We start from the raw sequence: 22495 nt of genomic DNA on the forward strand, positions 1-22495 counted from the left end.
ACGTCGTAAGGGCTTTTCTCCACCTTCTATTCCTGCTGTTTCTTGACTCTTGTTTTTAGGGGGAAGTGAAAAGTTACCTTTCAACTTCTTCCAGAGTATCTAAAACTTCTAAAATTCTTTCTCTATAATCCACAAAATCGTCCATTAAAGGTACAAAAATTCCAATTTTTTTATCTGCTCTACTATATATCCAGGCAGATATACCCTCTGCTTCTTTTATTTTATTCCATCCAGATTTTTCCAAATATGTAACTAGTTGATTTGGAGATATGTACTTGTCATTAGAGTACATCAAATTACGCATTGTCTTTACCTAATAGTTATGTCTACGCCTGCATTATCTAGCGCTCTACTTGCATCAGTTACAATAAGACCGCTTACAGAAGTAAGTAATTTTACATAAGCATAGCTGAATTCTTCTTTTTTTGTGTTATCGTCCATTCAATTTAGCTAGTTTACTGATATTTTTCATTCATATAAGTTGTTAATCTTATCATTCTACGGGTCTTCAGACTTTATGGTCATCAGGTTTTTTAATAGTAAATAGCATGGAACAGGTAAAAAAAGTCGGAAATTTGTGCCAGGGTGGATTGGTGAGGTATCGGAATGAGCAACTAGCATTAAAAAAAAGCCTGTTTTCAGGATTGCTAGATATTAATACACTCCTGCCTTGTTAGGATGTAAAAGAGCTTTGACATTTTCTAGTATAATTAGAGAAAAGAATATCAAAACTTTGACAAATTCTTTTACATCTCCCTCCAAACTAAGAGCGATGCTCCTTCCCTTTGGGACGCTGTGCGATCGCCGCTGAAGACAGCAGGAAATAATCAGTCATGAAAGAGATCATCGCTGCGAACCTAATCCGCTACCGTAAAAGTCTGGGCTTGTCTCAAGAGCAACTTGCTGCAACTACTGGGGTAACTCGCCAGAGCATAAACAACTACGAGAACGCCAAAACCTTACCAGACAGCAAGATTCTCTCTGATCTGGCTCGTGTTTTGGGCGTTACACTTGATGACTTACTCAGCTCACCAAGCGTTGGATTACCTAACTTTCGGTTCCGCGCTCATGGGACATTGGGTAAAAATGCCCAGTTTGCAGCCCAAGTGCTACGAATGCTACAAACTTACAACGCTCTAGAACAAGCCGTTGGCGATCCTCCCTACACGCCAGAAAGTACACCTTGTTATCAAGTAGAAGGCAATGAAAAACGCATTCAAGCAATTGCCGCTCAGTTTCGCCACCGTTTGGGATTGGGAGAGGCTCCCATTGCTAACCTGTTTCAAGCTGTGGAAGAAATCGGCTTAAAAGTTTTACGCTCATCTATTCCTATTCAAGGTTTCTTTGGTCTAAGTGCCTATAGTGATACTGAGGGTGCTTTCGTCTTGGTAAACACCTATAACATCACAATTGAACGTCAATTGTTTACACTGGCACAGGAGATTGGACACCTGATCTTCCACCGAGTTGAGTACCAAGACAACGCCACTTGCTTCAACTCTGGAAACCAGAGCAACGCAGTGGCTCCTCTAATTGAGGAAGGAACCAAAGAAGAAGAAAAAGCACTTAATAACGTTGCTGATTACTTCGCATCTCATCTACTTGTTCCCCAAACTGAATTTGAGCGGATGTATGCTTACGTTCAGGATATTGTTAAACTCAAGCGGCATTTTCGAGTAAGTTACCAAGTCATCTTGAACCGTTTAGCATCAATGGGAATTATTGATTACGAAAAAGAGAAAGCTAAAATTTGTGCAATTTATAAAAAGCGTTCAGGAGGTGTATCTATTCACGAGGTAATGGAATTACCACCAGCCCTTGAAGCCCTTGAATTTCCAGAAAATGAACGGTATGAGTTTTTGATTTGGAATGCCTTAAAATTGGGCAAAATTTCCGAAATGAAGGCTGCGGAACTTCTTAATCTAACCGTTGAACATCTGCGGGTGCGTCGTCTTGAAAATGAGGTTTATGCAGTCGCTTAATGGAACAATTCTTGACGCAACCGCACTCATTGATTTTTGTTGGCTGAATGAATGGGGGTGGCTACAACAGCACTGAGTGCGTATACTTTTGCTCAAATGGCAATTTCTCCCGCTATGACCTCTTATTGTTTCTCCAATTGCTCAAGCAAATCTGCAATATTTTGCAATTGAACTTCATACTGCTCAATTCGCTGTGAAAGCTCGTATTTAGCTTCCGAATCAGTTTTAATAGTCCATTCTTTCTTCAACCATTTCAACTTCTTACGAATCTCCTCATACTCTTCTTCTAAGTCTTCACGTTTTTCTTGGACACGTCGCTTGGAGGGCAGTGTTTGAGTTGCACCATCAAGTAAATTAGTACCTAACGCAGAAGAACCATTTTGCGTAGAAATAGAATTTGATTCTGACTTTTTATAGAGAACAGGAGTCAAATGCTCAGGCAAGCCCGCTATTTGAATTGCTGTACAACCCAGATTATAAGCAAACTCCATTGATCGACCAGCTCCTAACGCATCATAAAATCCCAGAGCAAATTCTAGAGCTGCTTCATCGGTAATAGATTGCTTCATCCCAATCACATAAGAAATGTGTTGTGCAATGACCTTCGCTTGTTCCTCTGTGTAACAACCATTCAACAAAACACACTTCACTTGATCCGAAAATAACTTAAACAAATCTGCAAGGGCATTGGTAGGAATAAGACGAACTTGCCCAGTCTCATCTTGAAATGCTAATCCTTCTTCTTCCTGCTTAAATTTTGCTTCTGCAAAGGTACTAGACTCCGGAGCCATCTTTCTCTGGCTTTCTAATACCCCATTCTGTTTGCGTTGTCCGGCGAAATGGACGATTTGAGAATTGCATTCTAGAAGGGCGAGTCGAATATCTCTAGGACGTACCGCCCATCGTTGTTCAAATTTGAAGTGATCGCGATGTTGTGCTCTTAGTAACCCTTCACTAATATCTCGCGCTTCCTGCTCTAAACGCGATTGAGAAGTTTCTAATGGATTTGCTGCTAAAAATAAAATAGTCAGAGCAGATGAGTCAACCATATTTATATCATAAGTTTCAGCTTAAAAAGATTTACTTCTTCTATTAACGTTTTTGAAAATCTAAGTTAAGAAAGAGCAAAACTCCACTAATTACTACTCCAAGACTAACTAAGTTCGCTAGTGTAATGGAAAGAACACTAATTAATATTGGAGAGTTTGCAATAACACTACTTAGAATTTTATTCATAATTGCCTGTAAGCCGACAACAGTTATAAAACTTAATAAGTTCAAGAAAAACACCCTCCACCAATTTCCTTTAACTAGGGATCTGCTATATTGAAACGCTGCTTTACCTCTTTGATCTCGGAGAATAAGAGCATTAGCATAATAACCATTGTTTACAATATAAATAATACCTGGAACAATTAGCAACAAACATCGTAAAAAATAAATGATACCACATCTTATATTCAAACCGATTAAAGGTAAAATACGATGCAAAATTCGCTTAAATACAATTTTAAGTTGAGGTTTCTCCGCCATGACGAACCTTTCTGTAAGAATAGCAAGAGCAGTAGTGTAGAATGGAAGCACAAGTATAAGAAAAAACAGAAATATGGAATAATATAAAATTAATAAACTAAGATTGAAAAGGGCGTATGGCGCAATAATATTTATAATGATTACGAAAGGCAAGTACGTGCATAGAAGGCTAACAAAAATTCGGAAATTATTTAGATATAAATCGAAACCCATTGCTATTAATTCAAACAATCCAAGTTTTTTATTCTGAAGATCATAAAGGATACTCATAGAGCATATTCTCTCATCGTCAATATAGCCTTAGCAATAGTATAAAAGTTTTGCTTAATGTTAACAGTACCCATTAGGGTACTTCTGAATAAAAATTTACAAAGTTTTAGTTTATAAACGGTAATAAAAGATGCTTAATCTTTACAAAATCATTTGAGATATGCTTCGTGTAATGATACTGCTACCCGAAAGCCAATCGTAAGCACTTTGTTACCAGGAGGAATACCGTTACGATAGGCAGAACGACATATACTAGGTTCATTTATCCAGGAACCACCCCGTATAACTCTAGGTGAAACTCGGTTGTTGGTAATTCGGACACTTCCGTTTTCTGGTGCATTTGTGTAGTCGTCATACCAATGGTCAGCACACCATTCCCACACGTTGCCATGCATCTCATCTAGCCCGAAAGCATTAGCTGCGCTATGGGAACCTACTTCACTGGTTTGTTTGCTTGCTTGCCCTTTTGGACCAGAACGATATCGTTTGCTTCCATCATAACTGGCAAGTTGAGGAGAAATAGTATCGCCAAAGTAAAATGGGGTTTCTGTCCCTGCTCGACAAGCATATTCCCACTCTGCTTCGCTGGGTAAACGATAGGGCTTCCCGGTCTGCAACTGCAAGCGCTCGCAAAACTCGATCGCCTCAAACCAGGTAATGTGTTCTACAGGTAAATTATCACCTTTAAAAGAAGAGGGATCGGGATTCAGTTCAATCCGGACTTTGGTAGTCTTGGCAATTGCCCGCCATTGGGCTTGCGTCACAGGAAAACGGCTCATAAAGAAGGACGAAATGGAAACCGGGTGTTGAGGGCGTTCGCGATAGTCTCCCTCCTTATTTGCAGTTCCCATCCAGTAGTTGCCCTCTGGTATACGCACTATTTCTAGCGTAACCTGTCCCTCTAACCTCTCATAAAACAGCGTTGCTTGTTGTTCGCTTCGATCAATTACCCACCGCAATCCCAAGCGCATAAAGCGGGGTTGACAAATCAGTTTAACTGTCTCAAATCTAAATGACTTTAGAGAAGGGGCTTTGGATACAATTGGGCTGATATTCCAATTAGCGTCTTGAAACTCAGGAATGGGTAAGGTGACTCCTGCTACAACTATTCGATTATGATGAGCTGGCAAGGATTTTAGGGTTGATTCTGCTTGAATATGATTGCCACGAGCCAGTTCGCGCATCCCCTGAAGATAAGTTAAAAGGGATTCAAAATGAGCCTTACGCAAAGGAGTTGCTATCGTTTCCGTTAACGATGTCATCCGGAGCCATTCAGTTTTTTCACTGAGCTTTAATTCGGTAAGCTTGGTAGCTAAATCATGGGCGACAGCTTCAGGATAAACATAAGCAAGTGCCGTCCAACGTTGAGCCTGAGCTAGAGTTTGTGTCGATGGTTTAGAGTGATTCAACTCTCGCTGTACGTAGGACAGCAAAAAATGGGCTAATTCCTCAACACGCTTCTGACCGAAGCTAGGATGATGAATCATTTGGTCTAGTAGGTAATTGCGTAAATCGGCATCCATCTCATATAGCTCATATCCTACCTCTTTGCAGAGCGGAGAGAGTAGCAAATCTGCCACTGCGATCCACGGCACCTTCAAGTCCTGGTTTTTGATGTCCATCTGAAAAGTTGCCCATATACAGTAGGTCAAATGTGGCGTGAGGGCGATTGGCAAAGCAGCATGGTAGACCAGATACACATGGGCTTCAGTAAATTGTCTCTGGAATGATGCGATCGTCTGCTCGATTTCGTGAGAGCGATTTTCCGGCAGTAAAGCACTATAATTATTCATATTAGCGCAATGAATCCCCCAACGGTTGATGCCGTCCGCGTAGGACATTGATCGCTTTGTAAAATTCCTGACGATTCACCTCAAACATGGGAACTAAAGCAGCAATGTCATGGGCGGTTGTATTTTCCCATCGTTGGCGAGGAACTGGATTTAGCCAAGCAGTATAGCGTACATACTGCCCTAACTCCTTTAAAAAGAATTTTGTCAACCGCCGTCGCCTAGAACTAAATCCACCACGGGCTGCCCCGGCATCGCTGAAAATCAAGCAAACTGTCTTTGATGGCGGCAAATTCGATAAACAATCATCGATTGAAACTGCATTTAAATGATAGCGATCGCGATACAGATATTCATCCGGACAGTTGTGAAAGTAGTAGACCCGAACTCGGCTGAAGCGCCCCCCTCGAGATGCGGTATCTGCCAACTCTTGGGAAAGGTGATGAAATGGAACCATTGAACCATCTTGATCAATTAGAAGCAAGAGTTCTATTCGGTTGGTACGTCGTGGAACCAACACAGGATTGAGTAGAATCCCCTGCTGAGCAACCTTTTGAATAGTGGCTTCCAGATCTAGCTCAATAGGTGTACCTTCACGACTAAACCGACGCAGATAACGCCATCCTTGCTTTATTTGTCGATGAGTAACAGGCAAATCGTTAACGATGAGGGGGAATTCGCTTTGGTTGTCCAATAGCCTAATTGCTTTAGCAACTTCGATCTCATCAGCCATTGTCCGAATGACTTCAGGAGAAAGCACCGTTTTGGATAAGTTAATGTTAGTCTCAGGAATGATCTCCTCATCTCTGGGTGAGGCTGTCTGTCGAATTTTCCACATCCTCCAAGCAACAAGTAGCAGAACAATACAGGTAAAAATAGTTAATAGCAACTCCAAAATATCTTGATAAAGTATTTTCCTCAAATATTCGTTATTTTGGATGATTAAAGTTGCTTTACTTCGCTCATCAAGATTAACTCCACCTTGAGGAGCAGTCAAGCACAAGTTAATAGACTTCCGAAAAAAATCAGCTTTATCGTTGTTGAGAAGCTTGATCGGGATTGTTATTTCACCTTCGCCATCCTTAAATTCAATATTTTGGGTGGTATCCCTGATTGGAGAAGTATCACTATCTTGGGAAGCTTCATTGGAATCGTTTGGTAAACATTTCTTCCCAACATTTAATTTTGCACTAATTACCCCATGCTTATCACCAGTGCGGGTAATTTTGATACGTGCTACTTTTTCGCTTGTATTGACGGTGAAGACAGAATAAAAAAAAGGAAAGCTGCCGAACGCTAAATTACTTTCCTTTTTTGGCGGAGGAATGAATTTTTTTATGATAAATAGGCTGCCAAAGGTAACAATACAGAGCGCCAATCCTAGTAGCAGGAAACGTGGGATTCGGAATTCCCGTTTCCTAGAAATTGGTTGTACCTTTTGATTCGTTCTTAAACTAGTGTCCTCCGTTTCGTTTTGAAAATAAATTTGTTCTAGTTTATTTGGAATAATCTGATCAAAATAATCCTGAAAAATTTGCTCTTCTCGCTGGGATTTGACCCAAAGGGTACGACATAGTTGAGCTAGTGCGTCGCGATCGCGAGTACCGAACCCTGCGTGAACAGCCTGAAGAAGCAGATGATACTCTTCCAAGCCCAGCGGAAGACCTGCCTCCCTTAAACATGTGAATAATTCTAACAGTGCAGGGTCACTCACGATCGCTACTTAACCTCAAATAATTCTTGTGGGCGTCCCAACTTTTAAGTAATACCTCTAAGTAGGGCAAGTGGGATTCTCCGGACAACTTGTTTAATACGTCTTTTAATGAATCTCTTTGCATTGCCTTAACCCAATCGAGCAACTCACTGGTACTTACATTCTTACTGAATTTACCTGATTCGCCCTCCAGAGTTTCCCGTAATTTCATGAAACGAGAAACAGCTTTGTCTACCAGTTCCTCTGCAATATCAGGGAAACGATTTTTTACAATTTTAACAATTTCTTCGTAGCTGGGAAAATGAACGTAGAAAAATAAACACCGACGCAAAAAGGCATCAGGTAGATCTTTCTCATCGTTACTTGTGATGAAAACGATAGGTGGATTAATCGCCTTAATTTCCTTCTCCCTCCCGTTTTCTCGCACCTCCTCAATCTTGATTAGTTGCTCATCGAGTTCCAGCAATAAATCATTTGGAAAATCCATGTCCGCTTTGTCAATCTCATCGATTAAAACCACTGTACGCTTTGGATTTGTAAAAGCTCGACCTAAAGGTCCCAAACGGATATAAGATGTTGGGTCATCAAAGCGTTTCTTTTCTTCTATGGTTAAAGAACCAGATGCCGCTAATTGGGCATCGCGCAGTCGTCCAATCGTATCATAAATATACAATCCATCTTTGGCACGACTCGTGGATTTTACATACCAAGCTTCAAAATCTAGCCCTAACTCATAGGCAACTGCAAAAGCTAATTGAGTTTTGCCGCATCCGGGTTCTCCTTTCAGTAATAATGGACGACCTAAGTAGATCGCTAGATTCACAACATCCACTAGTTTTTGACTTGGCAAGTAAGGGTAGATGAGCTTACCTTTGTAGCTTTCTCCTGGTTTCGGTTGTTTGATGCCTGTATATATAAGCTGCTTGGAATCTAGAGGCGTAACCATTTGCTCTCCTGCTCAAACCAATTACAACCACAAATATCGCAAATCTTTCGTAACGTTGGTACTGGAATACCCTGTTTATCTAAAAGCACTCTAACGGTTTCTGCCTTATTTGTAGAGATAGCTGGAGGTAAGAAATCACTTTGATAATTTAACCAATCTCTTAAATCTTGATTTGAAAATGAGTTGATTGTAGGTAATTCAAGAGGATAATTGGGTTGCCAATCTGAATTATAATTCTTAACGAAACCAACATTCCATTGAGATACCACAGATTGATAATCTAAGAAGAAAATGAGAAGTTTATAACTGTTTTGATAACTCTTGTCTTCTAACATTTTTTGAGTAAGTGATTGCCAAAAATCGTTAAGCAAATCACACAGATTTTCTTTAATCGTTTCATCGACATTGTTAAACACAATCAAAACGTTCTGTGATTTGCATAGTTCACAAATTTTCTCTGCAATGTCAGAAGGCAAACTCTTTTCAGGTAAACCAACTCGACCTGCAAATTCATCCCAAATTGCTAATATATCTGTCCTTGATGAAGTTCTGTTTAAGTCAATAATAATTTTTTTCCCTTCTAAGATGTAGGGAATAATTGAAGCCAGTCGATTGAGCAACCATCTTTGACCGTAGTCCTTAGAATAGCCTTGAATCAAAAATATACCATGAGAGTATTTTGCAGTAATCTCTTCAAAAAGATTATGCTGTTCCCAGTATCCTAACTTCAATAATGATTTATATAATAAATCCAATGTCTGGCATTCTAAGTTAGAGTTACCCACTTGTTTAGATTGGTTAATTTGTTCTTCTAACTCTTCAAGTTCTTCTTCTATTTCTTGTTTTCTTGCTTGGTACTCCTCAATTCGTTGATCTAGCTCATATTTTGCTTCCGAGTCAGTTTTGGTAGTTCGTTCTTTCTTAAACCATTTCAACTTTTTACGAACTTCCTCATATTCGTCTTCTAGGTCTTCATGTTTTGACTCTAAACGCTTAAGCGAAGGCATATGTTCTCCTTATGTGGATTTCTTGATCAGCACTGGGGTTAAGTGTTCTGCAATGCCTGCCATCCTAATTGCCGCACACCCTAGTTTATAGGCGAACTCAATCGGACGACCTGCCCCGATTGCATCATAAAACCCTACGGCAAACTCGATCGCAGCTCGATCTCCAATTGCCTGGTTCATGCCAATCACATAGTCAATGAAATTGGCGATTGCCTTCGCTTGCACTTCTGAATAACAGCCGTTGAGCACAACACAGCGAATTTGGTCAGCAAACAGTTCAAACAGCCCTGCTAATGCTTCTCCATTCACAAGCTTCGCGTTGCCAATTTCATCTTCAAAGACTAGCCCTTGCTCCCCCGTTCCATGTCCTGAAAAATGGATAATCTGTGGATCTATATCCAGCATAGCTCGTTGAATATCACGAGGACGGACCGCTAACCGTTGCTCTAGCTGAAATTGGTCGCGCTTTTGAGCACGTTGCAGTCCTTCCCCAATGTCCCGCAACTCTTGATCGAGCAGTAGGCGCGTGGTGTCTTTAGGATTGGCAGCTAGAAATAGGATAGTTTGCGGATGCTCCCTGGAGAAACTCATAAGGAACTTAGTTCAATACAGTTAAAAGCTTGGTTTCGTTATTTTATACTTAAAATCAGTCCACCACACTATAAAATACAAATATCTCGGTTCATGGCGTTCAGCTTCCCCTACAATCTGCTAACCTACATTGTCATCAAAATTTTAAATAAAACAGCAGATTCCTTTAAAAATAAACAGCACCAATTGACGTATCAATAGTTATCTTTAATTGTAATGGGGCAGGTAAACCAACTCACCTAGGAGCCGAATCATTTTTAAAGCCTTACAGTTCGCAATGAACCCTACCGCCAACTGCAAATAGCCGGGTTTGTTTCCACAAAATACGATGCCTGCAATTCCCAAGGACACTCGTACCTTAACAGCCATCATAGAACAACTAGCGAGCGCTGGAACTGTCTTCCCCCCGATTCCTCGCTCCACAGATGCAAGTTGATGCATCAGAAGAGCGAATGCCCCTTACGGTTTAGGAACCATAGCACCCATCTGTTAAAATTTTGAAAAAAAAGCTTACTTATTAGAATTCTTAACATAAGACGTACTAAAGCCAGCCAACCCCTCAAAAGCAAAATTGAAGTACGGTCATAGGATGGGTCTACAGATTGCCCAACTTGTCGTGAAGGTAATGTCCTCAAACTAGTAAAAGCTCAAATTGTTGGTGAGCCGGAAAAAACTGATACCCAGGTAGCAAATAAACCAATTGTAGAGAACCCTAAATTGGTAAAAGCAAATGCTCTCTTAGCAGAACAACCCAACCTTGTATCTTAAGAATAGTGGTAGACCTTCCCAACCTTGGTTTGAAAAACCGCTTTGTAGCACGGGTCACCACAAAATATCTCCTAGACAGAACTCGAACAATCGCCAGGGGCACAGCCCTATACCAAAAGTAAATAATTAATTTACCTCGGTATAGAGTATACAGTCCGTATCGGGCAAGGATGAGTGAAATCAAGGAGATTAACAAACAAGCAAGATACACGAAGTCTTTTGAGGTCAAAGTGGAAAATATCAATACCCGCGACTTGGGTGGGCATCGATGTCAGTAAAGCGACTTTAGATGTATACATCCGTCCAATGGGTAAAGCATTGAAAGTTGCTAATACTGAATTGGAAATTGCCACTTTAGTAGAGCAACTCAAATCATACAATCTGAATTTAGTTGTACTTGAAGCCACAGGAGGATTAGAAACAGAAGTAGTTATACAGTTACAAGCAGCGCTTTTACCAGTAGCACTAATCAATCCACGCCTTGGGCGTGATTTTGCCAAGGCAACAGGTAAGCTGGCAAAAACTGATGCCATTGACGCACAAATCTTGGCACATTTCGGTGAAGCAATGAAACCGCGAGTGCTGGAAATTGAGTCAGAGTCCGCACGTCAACGAGAGCGAACTCATCAGCCGTAGAAGACAGCTCGTCGAGATGTTGACTGCGGAAAAGAATCGTCGTGGGCGTGCGCGTGGCGAGGCTTTAGCAGACATTGAAGCTCATATTAGTTATCTGGGGGAACGACTCGAACAGCTCAATCAGCAAATTGAGCAATTGACTCAAAACAACCAGCAATGGCTGAATAAAGTCGATTTGCTCAAAACAACTCCTGGTATCGGTCAAGTCATTTCTGCAACGTTAGTTGCGGATTTACCCGAATTAGGACAACTGAGCGCTAAGCAAATTTCCCGCTGAGTTGGAGTTGCACCAATCAATCATGATAGTGGTCAGCACAAAGGCAAGCGCATGATTTCTGGTGGTCGTGCCCATGTTCGAGCCACTCTCTACATGGGCGCAATTGTGGCTATGCGCCATAACCCAACGATCAAAGCTTTTTATGACCGTCAGGTCGAACGTGGTAAGCCGAAAAAGCACAGCGAGGACTGCTTGCGTTCGGAAAATGTTGGTCATTCTCAATGCAATGGTTCGGGATAACCAACCTTGGCGTGTTCCTCAACTTGCAACCTAGTTGCGGCTCCAGCTTTACTCGTTTTTATACCTACTCTATTTTCTCTGGCTTGTTTTGCACTGGCATTGCTTGCTCTTTTTGTCCTGCTCTTTTTTGTTTTTGATCTTTTCTCCTTTGCCTCAACAGCTTTACTTTTTTTGTTTGCGATCACTTGACTTTCAAGACAATCGCTACATGGTGCTGAGCCAACTCTAAATTTCAAAAAATATGGCTACACCTATAAGTAGTCATTAGATTTAGGTACGTAGCAAGCCTTTAGCGCTAAAGCGCAACTACATACCTAATGTAGTAATTAACTAAGATATTAATACAAATACGATCGCTACTCTCAGATTAAGACGCTGCTTTGAAATCGGAATTGTTAAGCCTGCAACTCAAGCTTTTTGAATTTTGAATTTTGAATTCCGTGCAGTGGTACTAGGTTCGCCAATTTCAATCGGTAGCGATGGATCGCGTGACCACTCGTTCCAAGAGCTAAAGTAATTCCTGACATCTTTGATACCCGCTTGTTTGAGGGCTATCAGGGTATGAGAAGCTCTAGACCCCTTGAAGCAGTAAACGTATACCGTTGACTCTGGCGTAATGCCCACGGACTGACAAATTTCTAGGATTTCTTCTTCTGGGCGAAATATGGGAATTTCCGAATTAGGCATCATCATACGATACCACTCAATCCATACCGCACCGGGAATCCTACCTTTGCGCGGACAAAAGTCTATTCCATAAGGAGAAGAACTGATTCCCATCCATTCATCGTAATCTCTCACATCCAGCTTGACGATCGCTGGGTTGTCCAATGCTTGCAGCATCTGCTGTGCAGTCACCATGATTGAGGAGTTGATGTTCATGGAAAAAGACTTTTGACGAGGCGTAGGAATTTCTGCCGTAGTCGGCATTGCCTGAAGCCATGCTTGATAACCGCCATCGAGAACCGAAACTTTGGAGCAACCCAAATACTTTAGTAAAAAGTAACCCCGACAGGATTGCCCATAGCCCTTGTTCATTGCATCTTCATAAATAACCAACTGTTCCGTACCAGATATACCAGCTTTACCTAAAAGCTCTGCAAACTGCGACTGTAAGCTAGCTAAACCGAATGGCTCTGAGGAAGCAAGGATGGTGAAAATTTCACGAATGTTGACCGCTCCGGGAATGTGGGACACTGAATATTCTTTGGGATCGCGAGTATCAATGACAATAAGCGATTTCTGTTCTAGAATAATAGCCAGTTCTTGTGGGGTAATCAGTGGTTTTACTTCCATTTGTGTACTTCTGTTGGGCTTAAGTTTTAAATAATCTTTGTCTACCGCCTCATATCTAAAACATATGCGTTCATTATTGGGTAATTAGCTATTAGTTATTACCCATTTCAACCAATTTTTATTTATACATACCTACTTCTCAGCATATTTTAAGTTGCAGTTACAGTTGAAGTAGAGTTATTTTTTTCGGTGGATAGTTAAGTCTTATTAAACAGAAAATTATCTCTTTTATCCTGAGTTTTCATACTTAAAATCTTAGAAATTACGTATTAAAAACGAGCATTATAATATCTCCGACTTCTTAAATTTCAGTTTAGCCAATTCCAGAAAAAGAAGCGCTTTTGAGGTAGAGCGCTCATTGGTAAGTAGTCGGACAAAATTAAATTCATTCTTGAAGACAGGAGACAGGAGGAGCCAGCGCCAGGGTGAGACAGCGCTTCATCCGGGTTTCCCACTGTCGGGCGTGACTGCCGCTCATGGTTTCCCGACTTGTTCGCGCAGCGTCTTTGACAGGCGAGACGTCTAGCGTTCAGGAGACAAGAGTTAACAGGAAAATAATTTGCTCTCGTTGTTCTGTCGGAGTACTTTAGAAGGGTGATAGCGGTACACATCCCCTAGTATGTGGGTAAAGCGTGCATAAGTTGATTCCACTTACACCTAGATAAGATGTGGAAGTTCGGCGGATGTCCTCACAAGGTAATAACCCCGACTTTGATGTTTTTAACAAAGGACAAAGTAATGTACATCATTCAACTATTGAAAGATTCAACTTACTTCACTGCGACATTTAAAGTTAAAGATTGGGATGAATTAGACACTGAAGACTTTTTCACTGATAGAAACCAAGCAATTGAAAAAGCACAACAAGCCCAATGCTATGAGGGTAACAACATGATTAAGCTCTGGCAAGTTTATCACCGCAGTAATAAAAAAGAAATCACAGTTTACAAACTACCAGTAACTATTCCTACTCAAAATTGGTGTAATGAGTATTAAAAAAGTATTTATATGCTAAAACACTTGTTTTCTCGTTGGATTGCCACTAGATAACTTTTAGTTAATGGCTATAATACCCTGACGATTCTGTTCGCGATCGCATTGAAAAAATTCAATTGATATTGTAGACTCATCCACGGGTTGGTCGAATTGATCTGCGTCAAAATCGTTATAAACCTTGTTGAATGCTGCTTTTGAGCTATACTCGGTTTCTTATTCTCATGATTTTCGTACCCCTATCCGTAGTAAACTCGGCTGTACCAGTGTATTATGTGATAAGTGCGTTATGATTAGTCAACCATCCTTGTCGCCCGATCGCGTGGTAAGAAAGGAGAATGATTAAGACAGATTGAAAAAAAGCATGAACACAGAATCGACAAACAAATTCCCTCCACCTTCTCATGAAAATGAATATCGTGCGCTCGGTGTTGTGCGAGGCAGATACTACCCTAGCGTTGAGGATTTTCACCAAGGAATTTTAGTTACAGATGGTGCAATTATTCCGGCATTTGTATTACAAAGGAAAACAAATATTACTCCAGAGGCGATTGAAGATGAATTGCTTTTCTCCGTTTATCCCCGCACAAATAAAGAGCAAGGCAACGCCTTAACATTACAGCTTGTTAAGTTTCGTACAGAACCCTTAGAAACTGATAATTATTTCTCAATAAGGGGTAACTTGACAGCGATTATAGAAGACCAAATTCTCATCCGAATCCAGAGAAATGATAACAAAGATAAAGCTTTTTACCTGGGAATAAAAGGGACACTGCCTGATGATGGTGTGAAAAAGTTTTGGGATTTAGATTGCGTTCGTGAAGGTAATATCCTCAAACTAGTAAAAGCTCAACTTATTGAACAGAGCGAAAAAACTGATACCCAAAAAGTCAATAAACCAATTGTAGAGAAACCTAAATCGGTAAAACCAAATGTCTTAGCACAATCCAAAATACAAGAGGCTGAGCCAGCCAATCACACAAATAAAAATCAAGAAAAGGTGACAATCGTGCGTTCGGAAATAACACTAAAATTCAACGAAATTCCTTCAGCAGAACCGGCTCCAGATAAAAAAGTAAAAATGACTTTAGCAGATGAAAACGGTAACAAATTTATCGTTTTACTTAATGGCAAGTCATACAGAAAAGCGCAGGAGTCAGCCGCATCTTATCCCAAATATGCAGGCAGTGTCTCTGGGAAGCTTGGCAAACTGACTACGGATGGATTCGAGGTTTTAGAGGCTGGCATTAAGGTTTTTGAAATCAAGCCAAAAGAAAAAGAAGAGGTTGCTTAATCGTTTCCCTACCTGGAGCATAAACTTGAAGCCATAATTGATCTTTCCATGTCATCGTTTATTGGACACTCACTTGCTGCACTCACTGTTTACGGTTTTAATCAACCATCGGCACGACCAAAGCAGTTATGGTGGATAGCATGTTTAATTGTCATTGCTTGTTTTCCTGATATCGATTATCTTGTTAGTGCGCTGCGTCCAAAAGTTAAATCGGCACCAGCAGATGCACTGTCATTATGGGTGAGTAATTTTTCCGGTGCATCTCTTACCACCGGAGAACACACTATCCGCGTCACTCATTCCATCTTGAGTTGCTTGATTTTACCATGTCTGTTAATTATTATTTTGCGCTGCTGTGGCTTACGTCGCCGTCGCTTGATGGTACTTTCTTTACAAGCAGTGGGTGCTGGATTTTCCCATCTACTGCTAGATCTTCTTGTGGGCGTCACACCAACAGCCGTTTTTTGGCCCCTCAGCACAACTTCTTTGACACTACCATTTGGTATCTTACCCAGTGCTGGTCGAATTTTACTGTACAACTATTATTTTTACAAAAATCTTTTCATTGAGTTGGGTGTTCTTGTACCCATCTGTATCAGCGTATACAATATCCGAGGAGGTTTGAGAAGAACCGTTGGACAAATCAGCTTATTGGCGATACTTTGGACTATTTCTTTGGGATTTATGATGTGGGCATTTAGCTTGGAAAGGTGAAGCGATTAAGCGGGTGTTAATTAAATCCAGCCGTGACGAGATTAAACTATTGCATAACAACCAAAAACATAACCGTATGAAATAAATGAAGTTATTTATGTCTAATTTAAACGATTATGTCAATTTGGTTGTTGATAGCTTTAGTTTCTTATCTCTTGGGAGCCGCCGTCCAATGGCTTCAACTCAGGCACAAAGTTAGTGAATTCGATGAATATACTAATTTCCCAATAGTTTGGGCAGCACAATTGGTGACAAGATTAGATTGCTTTTTACAAGCTTTGATATGGCCTTATGTTCTCATTCTGGAAAGCGATCGCTAACTTTTATAAAAAGCTGCCATTTATATGATGACCCAAAAGCGCATTCCAGATTCCCGACTTCTTTAAGAAGTCGGGAATCTATTATTTCGTCTTTATAAATCAACCCTTATTGAAATCTCGCATCGCTTTAGTAATCTTCTTCCATCGTTCTTTCTCCGCTAAATGTTCCCTGTGATCTTGTTTCCGCGTCAGGTAATTCATTTCTTTTTGCAGTTTTTGATAGTTCAAAAACCTTGAATAATCAAGTCTTCCCTCTACCAAAGACTGCTGTACAGCACAACCGGGTTCACGGAAGTGCTGACAATCGCGAAAACGGCATTGCTGCGCTAGTTCCTCAATGTCTGCAAAAGTTTCTTGTAAACTTTCATCACCCGCCCAAATTTGGATTTCTCGCATTCCTGGGGTATCCATAATCAAACCACTATGCGGGAGTAAAATTAACTCACGATAAGTGGTTGTGTGTTTACCTCGATCATCATGCAATCGCACTGACTGCACAGCTTGAACTGCTTCACCCATCAGTTGATTAGTGATAGTAGATTTACCAACGCCGGAAGATCCCAACAAAGCAACGGTTTGTCCCAGTTTTAGATAGGGTGTTAAGGCATCTAATCCTTGATTGTTAGCGGCACTTAGCACGATAATGGGTACACCAAGGGCAACTGCTTCCACTTCAGCCAAGCAGTCTTCAAGGTTGTTGCATAAGTCTGCCTTGTTTAACACAATAACTGGATAAGCGCCACTATCCCAAGCCAGAATTAGATAGCGCTCAATCCTTCTGGGATTAAAGTCTCCATCCAATCCGGAGACTAAAAATACAGTATCAACGTTGGTAGCAACAATTTGCTCCTCGGTTTTAGCACCCACCGTTTTGCGCGAGAATTTGCTTTTTCTCGGCAAAATCTCGTGAATGATTGCTCGTTCTTCAGACTTAGCACGGATAACAACCCAATCTCCCACCGCAGGAAAATCTTGACGTTCTCTTGCCTGATGTCGCAACTTCCCAGAAACTTCCGCAGAAACTTCTCCCTGTTTGCTGTAAAGAATGTAAGTATTTCTATGTTCAATGGCAACTCTACCTACCGTAAATCCTTGTTGACGATAGGGTTCAAAACTGGAAGCAAAAAAGTCACTCCAGCCTAAAGATTGTAAATTCACTTGTATTTCCTCGATTTGTGCTACTTGTTCTGCACAAGGCGCACAGAGGAGGACACTTAAGTACAAGGGTTTACCTCACCCCATCCAAGTGTCCGTATCTAGGCTTCATTCCACACCCTTTGCTTTTAAGAAGTCACACTCGTGGCATCAAATCTAAAATCCAAAATGGCAGGAGGACTGAAGAAGAATCTCTACGCCTTGTGTCTGTGGTGTTGCGATTATTACAGTGACCCAGACTGCTAGAAATTCACTCATATTTCAACCTCCTTGCTACCTTACTCAAGGGATCAACAATTTCAGTTTAGCCGATTCCGGAAAAATAGTCGCTAATTTCTAAACTCCAGAATATGTTGAGCCGTAACTTGGGGCTGCTCAAGTTGAGGGACATGACCGCAATTTCTCAGCTTTATCAACCGAGAATTAGCAATATCTTGCTGAAATTTCTCAGCATCACCAGCCCCCAGCATATCATCAGCTTCTCCCCATAAAATTAGCGTTGGTTTGTCAACAGAGGCAATCTTATCTGCAAAGTCGTTGTAACCACCACTTTTAACATAAGAAATCATGGCATCGTGCCAACCTGGCATTTCCTGGTGTAACTCCGCACACCTGATCGCCTCAACAGTAGTAGGATATATAGCCAAAACACCTCCCAAATTCAATGCCAGGAGTTTGTGTTGACGTAAGTATTCCACAGCTAAGAAGTCAAAAGGTGGAAACAAGAATTTGCTAAAAGCGGGACCATTGGTGTAGCCAATACTATTAATTAATACCAAAGATTTCACTATCTCTGGGTAGGAGAGAGTAAAATCAATTGCTGTTGCTCCTCCCATAGAAGCACCTATTAGTATCACGGGTTGATTGATTAAAGTTCTCCAAAAGTGGAAAAGGTGAATTTTGATTGCAGTTGGGTTGTAATCTATTCCTTTTATGTATTGTGTAAAGCCAAAACCTAACAAATCTACGGCAAATGTTTGATTATGAGCGGCAAGTAATGGCAATAGAAGACGAAACTCCAGAATGGAACTATCGAAACCATGTAGCAGCAAAATTGGCGTGCCTTCCCTGCCTTGGTTGACGTAGGTTGTGATAATTGATTGTTGGCACAGGGAAGTAGCAATGGCAATTCTTTCCATGCTTTTAATTAAAGCAATTGCCGCTTCATCCCGCAGTTGCTCTACTTGTGGTGGTAGAAAAGTGGGAAACATTATTCAAAAATCATCAAGCAGAAATTGCACAAACCTGTACGCTAATAAGCGTGATAATAATCATAGCTTTTACACCAAAAACTTGAGCAATAATCAGGATAATAAATGCGCTCATGCTGTACAATTCCTCCTGGTAACGTTTTTTACCCTACAGTGTTTTTGAGGAAGAAGTATGAGTCACCACTTCGATTCACCGGAATCGCGAAATGACAGTCGCATCAACATCACCGACATCTATCTCTTTCACGCAGATGATCCCACTAAGATAGTCGCAATTATGAACATCAGCCCACTGGCTGGACTCCCTTCTCCCTTTACACAAACGGTTCAGTGGACAACCTTTAGACCGGAGACTGCCTACGAATTCCGCTTTGATACCAATGGCGATGCGAAGGCAGATGTGATCTTCAGGTTTTTGTTTCAAGATGAAGAGTCTCCTCAAACCTGGACTTTGCAATACATCAGCGGAAACGATGCCCAAGATCGACACGCGACTGGACGGGAATTGGGAACAGGTGTGGCTGATGAAATCACTTGTATCCCTGGTGTAGGTAGCGTCTGGGTTGGGTTAGCAGGTGATCCTTTCGCCCTCGACGCCGTTGCAGTTCGCGTTTTTTTAGACAAGATCATTCAGAACAATCAGTGGGACCCTGACAGCTTCAGTACAGGTACTAGTACAACAGGGGCAACCAATGTGCTGGCAATTGTAGCAGAACTGCCTTTGGAGATGATTTCAATGAACCCGTTTGGCTTCTATGCAACTGTTTCAGCCAACGATCATGGACATTGGACCCAGGTTAATCGATGCGGCAAGCCTAACTTTGCAGCAACTTTCAATGATAATCCCGAAGGTTCGCTGCTCCATAACTCCACTGATCCAGACACTGACTACAAAAACTTCGCCCAACCTGTAATTGACCTAGTGGTGCAAGTATGTAAGGCGGGAAACACCACTGATCGCCCTGAAGATTATGGACGGATGGTCGCACATTGGCTTTTTCCGGATATGCTGCCGTTCAATCCGCAGTTGCCAGCCTGCTTTGGTTTTGCTGGCATTAATGGGCGTAGGCTTCAGGATGATTTTGGCACGGTTGCCTACACCATATTCTTCAACACCCTGCTGCAGAATAAAGTACCGCCTGCCACCGATCTGAGAAATGAGTTTCCCTATGTACCAAAAGCTAGACCTCTTCCGACCTCTCCGGCAGTCAATGTTCCTAGTAGGCAGGAAGGCTGAGTTGTTTGAGGATGCAAGCTAATGCGCACACACTACGGTTCGGTTAAAAGCGTTCCATCAATTTTTTGCCTGTTTCTCCCAGCATCCAATTGCTAATTATAGTGCGCCATAGTGCGTCGGGAAGGATGGCGTGCATGAGTAGGTACGCCTGACCATAAGGCGCATAGCGTAGTTTTTGCGTTCTGTCAACCGCCGCTCTGTAGATTGTCTTCGCAACACCTTTAGGTCCTGGCAGAGTGGCATCTAGCCGTTCGCTAACACTTTTGACGCGCTCAATCATTTTTGTATAGGCAGGATGAGTTGCCCAGGTTGTGCCACGATTGATAAAGTCAGTTTTGATTCCACCTGGCTCAATGATTTTCACACGGATGCCAAAAGGTTGCAGCTCGTAGCGCAGTGCTTCAGAAAGTCCGTCTATAGCCCATTTTGAAGCATGGTAAGAGGTTGCCAGAGGGAAGGCGAGACGACCGCCGATTGAGGCGACGTTGATGATAGTGCCACCACCTTGCCGACGAAGAATCGGCAAAACCTGCTGAGTGACGGAAACAACCCCAAAAACGTTAGTTTGAAACTGGTGTTCAAGCTGCTTTGGTGTTAAACCTTCTAGCGGTCCCATCAGCGCATATCCGGCATTATTTACCAAGACATCAATTCTGTTGAAACGCTCTAACGTCTCGCTAATGGCAGATTTGATTGTTTCGGGGACGGTTACATCAAGACGCGGGTAGATTACTCGGTTCCCTATTGCCCAGTCGCTCGTTATTTTGGGCGATCGCATTGTTGCTGCAACATTCCAACCTTTTGCTGCAAACAGTTGAGCAGTCGCCTTACCAATACCGCTAGAAGCACCTGTAATTAGAACTGTCTTACTCATCCTATCACTCCAAAGGTTTTTGCATACGTAACATTGTTACTATCTGGAAGTGTAAACTGTGGAGTATACTCCACAGTCAAGTGGAATCTGAAAGTTTTAGGTTGCTGCGATGTTAATTGGTGAATTGTCCAGGAAAACGGGTTTGTCAAAAGACACCATCCGCTTTTACGAAAAAATGGGGTTAATCTCTGCAAGTGACAGACAGGCGGGAACAAGAATTTACAAAGAATATGGTACAGACACAGTAGAACGTCTTTTGATGATCAATCAGGGCAAAGGACTAGGGTTTACGCTCAGTGAGATCAAACAGTTAATCAATGAATGGGGTAATGATGGAATGCCTAAGCTAGAACAGATTCAAATTATTGAGCGTAAACTTGAAGAAATTACTAGAAAGATGCAACAATTGGAAGAAATCAAAACTTATCTTTCTACGAAATTGAGCAGACTAAAGCAGGAACATGAGTAATAAATTAAATGAGAAAATTGAAATGGATCTATTAGCTACGTAAGAAAAATGGAGATTATATAGGAGAATATGATGAAACTAAATGGTCAACAATATAGAATATTAAGAGATGCGTTAATTGATGCATTTCCTTCTCAACAAAGACTTGCTGAATTAGTCAGATTTCGGTTAGACAAAAACCTCAACGCAATAGTAATGGGAGATGACTTACAAGCGATCGTCTTCAGATTAATTCAAGCCGCAGAAGCTGAAGGATGGGTTGATAAACTGATTGTGTCTGCTCGTGAATCAAATCCTGGCAATTCAAAATTGTTTTTTATTGCCTCCGAGTTAAATCTTGCTACTCCTATGCCACCAGAACTATCAGCAAGGGGTGCATTAGAGAAAATCATTAAGAAAACGAATAGCTTTCTAGATGTGAATACTTGGCGAGAAAAGTTAGGCACAATAGAGGCGCAAGTTTGCCGAATAGAAATTACTGATAACAATAATGTTAAATCTTTTGGTACAGGTTTTATAATTGCACCAAATGTGGTAATGACTAATTATCATGTCATCGAACCTGTCATTTTAGAACAAGCTACTCCTAGTAATGTTGTTCTGCGTTTTGATTATAAACAGCTAGCAGATGGCAAGAAGATCAACGAAGGCACAGAGTATCGTTTAGTAGAGGACGACTGGTTAATTGATCAAAGCCCTTACGCTGAAAATATTTCATCAAAACCTGATGAACTAGATTATGCGTTGCTTCGAGTAGATGGAGTTTCTGGAGAAGAACAAATTGGCAGAAATCCTGATCCAAATTCTTCAAAACGAGGATGGATTAAATTACCCACAGAACCTCATTATCAGTTTTTACCTAATACTCCACTGTTAATAGTACAACATCCCAAAGCGGAACCATTAAAACTGGCATTTGATACTGAAGCTATTATTGACATCAATGAAAATGGCACAATGGTAAAATATAAAACTAATACTGAACCAGGTTCTTCTGGTTCGCCATGTTTCGACATTAACTGGAATTTGGTAGCACTGCATCATAGCGGCGATCCTGACTGGAATCCAACCTATAACGCGGGAACACCCTTGAGTGCTATCTGTTCATACTTAGAGAAACAGGGTTTGTTGAAAGATTTACGTAGTGGTCTACCAGTATACCGAAGATTTTAGATATG

Annotated in this window: 21 protein-coding genes and 1 pseudogene; 9 read left to right on the forward strand and 13 right to left on the reverse strand. The window is 41.2% G+C overall.

Annotation, left to right across the window (positions count from 1 at the left end; all coding sequences use genetic code 11):
- Positions 1–73: 73 nt before the first annotated feature.
- Entirely contained in the window at positions 74–304 is a 231-nt protein-coding gene (locus ICL16_RS24150; protein ID WP_190832989.1) for a hypothetical protein, read from the reverse strand.
- Between the two features lie 529 nt (positions 305–833).
- On the opposite strand from ICL16_RS24150, the gene ICL16_RS24155 reads away from it, so the two are divergent.
- Positions 834–1982, forward strand: a complete 1149-nt coding sequence (locus tag ICL16_RS24155) for an XRE family transcriptional regulator (protein WP_190832991.1) — start codon at positions 834–836, stop codon at positions 1980–1982.
- 122 nt (positions 1983–2104) lie between these two features.
- Here ICL16_RS24155 and ICL16_RS24160 read toward each other — a convergent pair whose 3' ends face one another.
- From ICL16_RS24160 to ICL16_RS24190, 7 genes are all read right to left on the reverse strand, one after another.
- The gene (locus ICL16_RS24160) at positions 2105–3031 is read right to left on the reverse strand and encodes a TIR domain-containing protein (RefSeq protein WP_190832993.1); all 927 of its coding nucleotides are present in this window, start codon (positions 3029–3031) and stop codon (positions 2105–2107) included.
- Between the two features lie 43 nt (positions 3032–3074).
- Positions 3075–3515 (reverse strand): hypothetical protein, encoded by a 441-nt coding sequence (locus tag ICL16_RS24165; RefSeq protein WP_190832996.1) that lies wholly within the window; start codon positions 3513–3515, stop codon positions 3075–3077.
- A 419-nt stretch (positions 3516–3934) separates the two neighbouring features.
- Positions 3935–5578, reverse strand: a complete 1644-nt coding sequence (locus ICL16_RS24170) for a formylglycine-generating enzyme family protein (protein WP_190832998.1) — start codon at positions 5576–5578, stop codon at positions 3935–3937.
- 1 nt (position 5579) lies between these two features.
- The gene (locus tag ICL16_RS45915) at positions 5580–7289 is read right to left on the reverse strand and encodes a VWA domain-containing protein (protein ID WP_337907112.1); all 1710 of its coding nucleotides are present in this window, start codon (positions 7287–7289) and stop codon (positions 5580–5582) included.
- A complete protein-coding gene (locus ICL16_RS24180; protein WP_190833000.1) occupies positions 7282–8235 on the reverse strand; it encodes an AAA family ATPase in 954 nt (317 codons plus the stop codon). Before ICL16_RS24180 ends, ICL16_RS45915 begins: the two co-directional genes overlap by 8 nt.
- Positions 8220–9242 (reverse strand): hypothetical protein, encoded by a 1023-nt coding sequence (locus ICL16_RS24185; protein WP_190833003.1) that lies wholly within the window; start codon positions 9240–9242, stop codon positions 8220–8222. Before ICL16_RS24185 ends, ICL16_RS24180 begins: the two co-directional genes overlap by 16 nt.
- 9 nt (positions 9243–9251) lie before the next feature.
- On the reverse strand, positions 9252–9833 hold the full coding sequence (locus ICL16_RS24190; RefSeq protein ID WP_190833005.1) for a CHAT domain-containing protein: 582 nt from the start codon (positions 9831–9833) through the stop codon (positions 9252–9254).
- Between the two features lie 1005 nt (positions 9834–10838).
- On the opposite strand from ICL16_RS24190, the pseudogene ICL16_RS24195 reads away from it, so the two are divergent.
- Positions 10839–11788, forward strand: a pseudogene (locus ICL16_RS24195) (IS110 family RNA-guided transposase).
- On the opposite strand, the gene ICL16_RS24200 reads toward ICL16_RS24195, so the two are convergent.
- Together ICL16_RS24200 and ICL16_RS24205 are read right to left on the reverse strand one after the other, a co-directional pair.
- The gene (locus tag ICL16_RS24200; RefSeq protein WP_190833211.1) at positions 11733–11939 is read right to left on the reverse strand and encodes a hypothetical protein; all 207 of its coding nucleotides are present in this window, start codon (positions 11937–11939) and stop codon (positions 11733–11735) included. The pseudogene ICL16_RS24195 and the gene ICL16_RS24200 sit on opposite strands and share 56 nt — an antisense overlap.
- Before the next feature lie 223 nt (positions 11940–12162).
- Positions 12163–13050 carry a sulfurtransferase gene (locus tag ICL16_RS24205; RefSeq protein ID WP_190833007.1) on the reverse strand — a complete coding sequence of 296 codons (888 nt, stop codon included), beginning with the start codon at positions 13048–13050 and terminating at the stop codon, positions 12163–12165.
- Between the two features lie 738 nt (positions 13051–13788).
- On the opposite strand from ICL16_RS24205, the gene ICL16_RS24210 reads away from it, so the two are divergent.
- The 4 genes from ICL16_RS24210 to ICL16_RS24225 all read left to right on the forward strand — a co-directional run bounded on the left by ICL16_RS24210 (position 13789) and on the right by ICL16_RS24225 (position 16371).
- Positions 13789–14046 carry a hypothetical protein gene (locus ICL16_RS24210; protein WP_190833009.1) on the forward strand — a complete coding sequence of 86 codons (258 nt, stop codon included), beginning with the start codon at positions 13789–13791 and terminating at the stop codon, positions 14044–14046.
- Between the two features lie 361 nt (positions 14047–14407).
- Entirely contained in the window at positions 14408–15337 is a 930-nt protein-coding gene (locus tag ICL16_RS45920) for a hypothetical protein (RefSeq protein WP_190833011.1), read from the forward strand.
- A gap of 48 nt (positions 15338–15385) precedes the next feature.
- Positions 15386–16051 carry a metal-dependent hydrolase gene (locus ICL16_RS24220; protein WP_190833013.1) on the forward strand — a complete coding sequence of 222 codons (666 nt, stop codon included), beginning with the start codon at positions 15386–15388 and terminating at the stop codon, positions 16049–16051.
- 116 nt (positions 16052–16167) lie between these two features.
- The gene (locus tag ICL16_RS24225; protein WP_190833015.1) at positions 16168–16371 is read left to right on the forward strand and encodes a hypothetical protein; all 204 of its coding nucleotides are present in this window, start codon (positions 16168–16170) and stop codon (positions 16369–16371) included.
- A 99-nt stretch (positions 16372–16470) separates the two neighbouring features.
- On the opposite strand, the gene rsgA is transcribed toward ICL16_RS24225, so the two are convergent.
- Positions 16471–17529 (reverse strand): ribosome small subunit-dependent GTPase A, encoded by a 1059-nt coding sequence (rsgA, locus tag ICL16_RS24230; protein ID WP_190833201.1) that lies wholly within the window; start codon positions 17527–17529, stop codon positions 16471–16473.
- A 326-nt stretch (positions 17530–17855) separates the two neighbouring features.
- Entirely contained in the window at positions 17856–18737 is an 882-nt protein-coding gene (locus ICL16_RS24235) for an alpha/beta fold hydrolase (protein WP_190833017.1), read from the reverse strand.
- A 172-nt stretch (positions 18738–18909) separates the two neighbouring features.
- Here ICL16_RS24235 and ICL16_RS24240 point away from each other — a divergent pair, with 172 nt between their 5' ends.
- Positions 18910–19974, forward strand: coding sequence for a DUF4331 family protein (locus ICL16_RS24240; RefSeq protein ID WP_190833020.1), 1065 nt, complete (start codon positions 18910–18912; stop codon positions 19972–19974).
- 43 nt (positions 19975–20017) lie between these two features.
- On the opposite strand, the gene ICL16_RS24245 is transcribed toward ICL16_RS24240, so the two are convergent.
- Complete coding sequence (locus ICL16_RS24245; RefSeq protein ID WP_190833022.1) at positions 20018–20848, reverse strand: SDR family oxidoreductase; 831 nt, start codon at positions 20846–20848, stop codon at positions 20018–20020.
- Between the two features lie 109 nt (positions 20849–20957).
- On the opposite strand from ICL16_RS24245, the gene ICL16_RS24250 reads away from it, so the two are divergent.
- Positions 20958–21317: a MerR family transcriptional regulator gene (locus ICL16_RS24250; RefSeq protein WP_190833024.1), complete on the forward strand. Its 360-nt coding sequence runs from the start codon at positions 20958–20960 to the stop codon at positions 21315–21317.
- Positions 21318–21386: 69 nt separating this feature from the next.
- A complete protein-coding gene (locus ICL16_RS24255; RefSeq protein WP_238360932.1) occupies positions 21387–22490 on the forward strand; it encodes an effector-associated domain EAD1-containing protein in 1104 nt (367 codons plus the stop codon).
- Positions 22491–22495: the final 5 nt, after the last annotated feature.

The sequence above is a fragment of the Iningainema tapete BLCC-T55 genome, assembly GCF_014698965.1.
Classification (GTDB): Bacteria; Cyanobacteriota; Cyanobacteriia; order Cyanobacteriales; family Nostocaceae; genus Iningainema; species Iningainema tapete.